Below are 5789 nucleotides of genomic sequence, written 5' to 3' on the forward strand. Positions count from 1 at the left end.
GAAGTCTAAAGCTTCTGCGTATATATTAACCTTATTCCTCTCTTTTGTCTTTTCTGTTTATAACTCTAAATTAATGAATTGTAAACTTAAGCCGTATATAATTTATTGCTGGCTTCTTGCCTACTTACGAAAGTCCTCGCGGACTTTCTTGGTCGGTTTTTATTTACTAAATTAGTTGCTTAAACCACGCAACAAACCATATACAAACACGTTGTGGTGCATTTACCAAACGAACGCTGGAATCAAAAACTGAATAAAACCGAACTGAAATTTTAATGAATTTTTCCCGACATTGTGATTTATGCGAAAATAGAATGACTAGTCTTGGAAAAGGTATTTCTTGTAAGTTGACTAATAAAAAACCTTACTTTAATAATACTTGCCCAAAAATAACACTCGACAAAAAATTTCAAGAAAAATTAGAAATTGCTAATCTCGAATTGGAAATAATACGCAGAAAACAAAAATCAACACATCTAACTTTTTACGGCACAATAATTATTGGTTTTCTATTAATACTTCTTGGGTACTTTTTATCTGACTGGAAAATATTTAGCTTATATCTATGGTACGTAAAAATTGGAATTATTGTAGCTGGAATTTCATTTCTGGGAGCTGCTTACTCTAAACTGAATAAATATAGAAGAGAAAATAAAAAAGCGGAACTGGAAAAAAACAAAATTGATGAAGTCCTAAATAAATACGGAATTTCATATCAAGAAAACTTTGAGTTTAAAGAAAAAATTCACGGAACTCAAGAAGTAATTGTGAACTTTGAATTTAAAAATTGGAAAAAAGGAAAAACAACTAACACTTATAAATTTGATTACTAGAAGTAAATAAAAAACGACACCACAACACCGTGTATAATTAATTGCTAGGTTCTTCTCTACTTGCGAATATTCCTGCGGAATATTCACAGGTTCGTGAAAATTTGCTAAATTAGCTACCCAACCACGCAACTAATCATACACAAACACGTTGTGCATAATTTAACAGAAATCCGTGAAAACAATATACATTTTGACATTTTTATCAATATTTGGATGCAAAAACGAACCAATTTGCTCTATAAACGAAAATAACGCTGGAAAAGAAATCTATGATTTAGATGAAGCGACTTGTTTCATTGCACTACAACTTGAAAAGAAAAAATCTGATTTAAAATTGATTCGTAAAGCTTTAGTTGCGGAAGAAAACTATATGAATAAAATCGGACTTATGTCTGAAAATCCGAATACGGAAAGCGAAACTGAATTAAGTGTAGAAATCGATATAAATAAAATGGTGGAATATGCTTTGAATGAAGAAAAAGTTGAACTAACAAAAGATGAACTGTTCGAAATTTATGATACTGAAATTGAGTATTTAATGTTCATTGGAGTTGTATCCGAATAAAAAAACTATGAGAATTTTAATAATACTTACTTTTATTTTTGGAATTAACACCTGCACAGCGCAATCTGAATCTGAAAAAAAATTAATCGGAAAATGGATATTAGTTGTGGAAAACAACTCTTTTAATGACGACATTGAACCGCTTACAGAAAAAGATTCAGAATCGAAATCAGATTCATTACCACAGTTAATAACCACAATAAACTTCAATAAAAATAAAACAATATTTATAAACCAAATGGGTAATGAATATGAGTCAACTTATAAACTAACTGACTCAATTCTAACTATTGGTAATCGAAATTACATCCTGATTGAAATTGACCAAAAGAAACTTATTTATAAAAATAAAGGTGGATTATTTGACAAACAATATGAATACAAAAAAGAAGAATAAAAACTATGCACAACACCGTGTATAATTAATTGCTTTGTTCTTCCCTACTTGCGAATATTCCTGCGGAATATTCACAGGTTCGTAAAAGTTTGCTAACTTAGTTGCATAACCACGCAACTAACCATACACAAACACGTTGGCAACAAGCTAAAAAAAAAATGGAAATCGACATAAATTTCATACCTAAATCACGAGAATATTTAAGGAAATTCGTAAACTCAAACTATAGAGATTTTCACATGGATATGAATGAATATCGACCAGCTAAAGGTTATGGAAATTTTCCTAATTCAATTCAAATCGTTCAATGTATGCGTGAAATAACACATATAATTGGAGATGTATTCGGAGACTTGTCTATACCTGAAAAATTTTCATCATCTGAAGACTTAATTACTCAAGCAAAAACATTTATAGACCACCTTAAATCATTTGAAAGCTACTTTATTGAATCCGTTGAGAAATTAAATTCAGCATCAAAATCAATTCCAGTTCCTATACCGACAATTGACGGAAATAGAAAGAGAACAATCGAAGTCTTTGAAAAATTCGTAAATCTTGCAGAAACCGAATCAAATTTGAGAGAAGAAGTTTTGACTAAAATTTATAATCCAACTGAACTGGAAAAAATAGAAAACCTTTTAAAAAAATTTCATTCTGTTGCTAATCAACTAAAAAGTCGTAGAAAAGAAGACGGAAAACCAAGAGAAACGATATTGATAAAAGACGAATATGATGTACAAGATTTAATTCACGGACTTCTAAAAATTCATTTTGACGATATCAGAGCTGAAGAATGGAAACCAAGTTATGCAGGAAGTTCAAAAAGAAGTGATTTCTTACTTAAAAATGAACAGATTGTTATAGAAATAAAAAAAACTAGGATTAATTTAAAAGACAAACAAATTGGAGAACAACTTATAATAGATAAAGCAAATTATCGTAAGCATTCAGACTGTAAAACATTAATTTGCTTCGTTTATGACCCAGAGTTACGAATAAAAAATCCTATTGGAATAATAAATGATTTAAAGGTAGTTTCAACTGACTTTACAACGTTAGTTTATATTTTACCAAATGAATGAAAAAGCCAGTTGCCAACACCGTGTATAATTCATTGCTAGTTATAGACTACTTACGAAAGTCCTCGCGGACTTTCTATCTGTGATTTATTTGCTAACTTTAGTGCTTAAACACGCAACGAAATCATACACAAACACGTTAGGCACAATTAGAACCAAGCAGAACCGCAATCAAACTATTATCACTTTTTATTTGACCTAAAAAAACTGATGTGAGCGTTGAACTTCCTAAATCTTCTACACCTCTGCAAGAAATACAACTATGATTTGCTTTTAAGACAACACCTACATCATTTGTGTCAAGTGTAGATGATAACTCTTGAACTATTTGCATTGTTAATCGTTCTTGAACTTGCGGTCTTCTTGCATAAAAATCAACAAGTCTATGGATTTTTGACAATCCGATAACATAGTTTTTTGGAATGTAAGCAATATTCACTTTTCCTTGAATTGGAACAAAATGATGCTCACAAAAAGACGTAAAAGGAATGTTCAACTCTACTAACGGAGTATGATATTCATATTCGTTTTTAAATACTGTTATTTCTGGCTTATTTATTGGGTTTAGCCCTTTAAATATTTCATTAACATACATTTTTGCGACTCGATTTGGAGTATCTTTTATGCTATCATTGGTAAGGTCAAAACCTAATATTTCAACAATATCCTTAAATTTCTCTGCAATTAATTCAATCTTTAAATTGTCTTCAATATTAAAAGCATCATCACGTAACGGATTTTCAACCGTTACGTGATGATTAGAATTATTTGCACTTTCTTTTATTAAAAGTGTGTTTCCATTCAATTTCGTCATAATTAATTATTGGCTTTATTATAATTAACTTCAGATAATTTTGCTAATGAAAAAGCACCAATTGCCATTACCAAATCTCTTACGGCAACATCTACATAGGTCCAACTAAAAATTAAAGTCAATGCAATTGCTACCAACCAAGCAGAAACTACATAAGCACCAATTTTTGTTTTTGCTAAAACAAGTACACCAGCAATAATTTCTATAACACCAACTATCATCATAAATGTGGTAGGTTCGAAAGGAAGCATTCCTGCAAAACCTTCGGAAATATATTGAGACCAATCTGTTAAAATGTTTGTGAATTTGTCTAATCCTGCAACTATTGGCACTAAACCAAAAGTGTACTTTAAAATGTTTTTTACTAATTGTACGTTTGAGTTCATAATTTTAATTTTTAGTTATTTTAAATTTGTTACACTCTTTTGATAGCGGATTTCAAAAAAGGATACAAAATTTTGTAACTTTTTTTAAAAATTATCATCTAAAGTAAAAGACACAATAAAATGGAAGCAATAAACATCAATGATTTTAACAATCATAAAATAAAAGAGAGCGAAGTCATAAAACGAATTTTAAGTGGCGAAAAGGAGCTTTATGAAATATTAGTAAAACGAAATAATCAAAAACTATACAGAATAATTAGGAGCTACATAATAGATGATTCGGAAATAGAAGATATAATGCAAGATAGCTATGTGAAAGCCTTCACTAAATTATATCAGTTTAAATTGGAATCTTCCTTTTCTACTTGGCTTATTCGCATAGGAATAAATGAATCTTTGGCTCGACTAAAAGAAAAAGGGAAACTGTATCACTTAAACGAACAATCGGATAATTTAAGGAGCAACACAATTTTAGAAATTCCAGATAACAGACAATTAAATCCACAGGACAAGATGGTACGGAATGAAACAAAGCAAATATTGGAAAATGCAATTGACAGTTTAGACATAAAATACAAAACGGTCTATGTTATGAAAGAAGTGGAAGAAATGAGCCTAAAAGAAATTGCCATTGCTTTAGATATAACTCTAGCCAATGTAAAAGTACGTTTGCATAGGTCAAAAGAAATGCTAAAAGAGAAACTTTATGAAGTTGCGAATGACAAAAACATCTTTGAATTTGGTTTCAGCAGATGCGACAGAATAACGGAAAACGTAATGAAACGAATAAAATAACTGTGCCTAACAACGTGTATAATTCATTGCTAGTTCTAGCCTATTTACGAAAGTCCTCGCGGACTTTCTATTTGTGATTTATTTGCTAACTTTAGTGCTTAAACACGCAACGAAATCATACACAAACCCGTTGTAAAACATTAAAACCCAAACTATGAAAAACTTAAGAATCTTTCAATTATCAATTTTACTTTTAATTTTTGGATGTAGTTCTGATGACGACTCAAATAACAATACTCAAAATATAGCTGAAGATATTATAGGAATATGGGAGTTGACCGACTATTCAAGTAATTCTACTACTACTGAAACTGGAAGAATCGTTATTGAAAGTTTATCAAGTAGCGATTATATAATTGAATTCACAAATAACCCTAATGATATTATTATAAGCGGAACTTTGGTGGTTGATGTCGCAGAAACTAATAACGGAAATACGAGCAATTTCACCTATAACGTAAATGGAGATTTTGACGAAGGATTCCATACAGATGAATGGCGAATAGAAAATGACAATTTAATTACTCGCTCTTTTGAAGTTGACCCAAACGAAGAAGGCGCATTTGATTTAATTACAGAAATCGTTGAATTGACATCTAATAGTTTAATTTTAAGAATTGACAATGCTCAATATAGCTCTGAAAATAGCACTCGAACTGGAATTAGAACATTAACCTATACGAAACAATAACGTTTTACAACACCGTGTATAATTAATTGCTTTTTATGTGCTTACTTGCGAAAATTCCTGCGGAATTTTCTCTGGTTCGTGAAAGTTTGCTAAATTAGCTACCCAACCACGCAACTAACCATACACAAACACGTTGGCAAACATTTTGTGCGTGTCAACAATTTCAAGGCTTTCAATAAGTTCTGTGATTAAGTAATTACACTGGAATTTAAATCTGAATCTAAAA

At 30.5% G+C, this 5789-nt stretch carries 8 protein-coding genes; 6 read left to right on the forward strand and 2 right to left on the reverse strand.

Annotated features, from left to right (window positions below; all coding sequences use genetic code 11):
- Positions 1 to 314: 314 nt before the first annotated feature.
- From ITJ86_RS16940 to ITJ86_RS16955, 4 genes are all read left to right on the forward strand, one after another.
- Positions 315 to 833: a hypothetical protein gene (locus tag ITJ86_RS16940; RefSeq protein WP_195872840.1), complete on the forward strand. Its 519-nt coding sequence runs from the start codon at positions 315 to 317 to the stop codon at positions 831 to 833.
- A gap of 172 nt (positions 834 to 1005) precedes the next feature.
- Complete coding sequence (locus ITJ86_RS16945) at positions 1006 to 1398, forward strand: hypothetical protein (RefSeq protein ID WP_195872841.1); 393 nt, start codon at positions 1006 to 1008, stop codon at positions 1396 to 1398.
- Between the two features lie 7 nt (positions 1399 to 1405).
- Complete coding sequence (locus ITJ86_RS16950) at positions 1406 to 1795, forward strand: hypothetical protein (RefSeq protein ID WP_195872842.1); 390 nt, start codon at positions 1406 to 1408, stop codon at positions 1793 to 1795.
- Between the two features lie 158 nt (positions 1796 to 1953).
- Complete coding sequence (locus ITJ86_RS16955) at positions 1954 to 2880, forward strand: PD-(D/E)XK nuclease domain-containing protein (RefSeq protein ID WP_230080338.1); 927 nt, start codon at positions 1954 to 1956, stop codon at positions 2878 to 2880.
- A gap of 136 nt (positions 2881 to 3016) precedes the next feature.
- Here ITJ86_RS16955 and folE read toward each other — a convergent pair whose 3' ends face one another.
- Entirely contained in the window at positions 3017 to 3691 is a 675-nt protein-coding gene (gene folE, locus ITJ86_RS16960) for a GTP cyclohydrolase I FolE (protein ID WP_195872843.1), read from the reverse strand.
- 2 nt (positions 3692 to 3693) lie between these two features.
- The gene (locus ITJ86_RS16965) at positions 3694 to 4077 is read right to left on the reverse strand and encodes a DoxX family membrane protein (RefSeq protein ID WP_195872844.1); all 384 of its coding nucleotides are present in this window, start codon (positions 4075 to 4077) and stop codon (positions 3694 to 3696) included.
- A 120-nt stretch (positions 4078 to 4197) separates the two neighbouring features.
- Between ITJ86_RS16965 and ITJ86_RS16970 the strand changes: the two genes are divergently transcribed.
- Positions 4198 to 4872, forward strand: a complete 675-nt coding sequence (locus ITJ86_RS16970; protein ID WP_195872845.1) for an RNA polymerase sigma factor — start codon at positions 4198 to 4200, stop codon at positions 4870 to 4872.
- A 154-nt stretch (positions 4873 to 5026) separates the two neighbouring features.
- Complete coding sequence (locus ITJ86_RS16975) at positions 5027 to 5563, forward strand: hypothetical protein (RefSeq protein ID WP_195872846.1); 537 nt, start codon at positions 5027 to 5029, stop codon at positions 5561 to 5563.
- The last annotated feature ends 226 nt before the right edge of the window (positions 5564 to 5789 follow it).

Source organism: Winogradskyella marina, from assembly GCF_015645385.1.
Lineage (GTDB): Bacteria > Bacteroidota > Bacteroidia > Flavobacteriales > Flavobacteriaceae > Winogradskyella > Winogradskyella marina.

Bases quoted from the DNA above. Each gene is read 5' to 3' on its own strand.
- ITJ86_RS16940 (WP_195872840.1), top strand. From the start codon at position 315: ATGACTAGTCTTGGAAAAGGTATTTCTTGTAAGTTGACTAATAAAAAA.
- ITJ86_RS16965 (WP_195872844.1), bottom strand. From the start codon at position 4,077: ATGAACTCAAACGTACAATTAGTAAAAAACATTTTAAAGTACACTTTT.
- ITJ86_RS16975 (WP_195872846.1), top strand. From the start codon at position 5,027: ATGAAAAACTTAAGAATCTTTCAATTATCAATTTTACTTTTAATTTTT.
- ITJ86_RS16950 (WP_195872842.1), top strand. From the start codon at position 1,406: ATGAGAATTTTAATAATACTTACTTTTATTTTTGGAATTAACACCTGC.
- folE (WP_195872843.1), bottom strand. From the start codon at position 3,691: ATGACGAAATTGAATGGAAACACACTTTTAATAAAAGAAAGTGCAAAT.
- ITJ86_RS16955 (WP_230080338.1), top strand. From the start codon at position 1,954: ATGGAAATCGACATAAATTTCATACCTAAATCACGAGAATATTTAAGG.
- ITJ86_RS16970 (WP_195872845.1), top strand. From the start codon at position 4,198: ATGGAAGCAATAAACATCAATGATTTTAACAATCATAAAATAAAAGAG.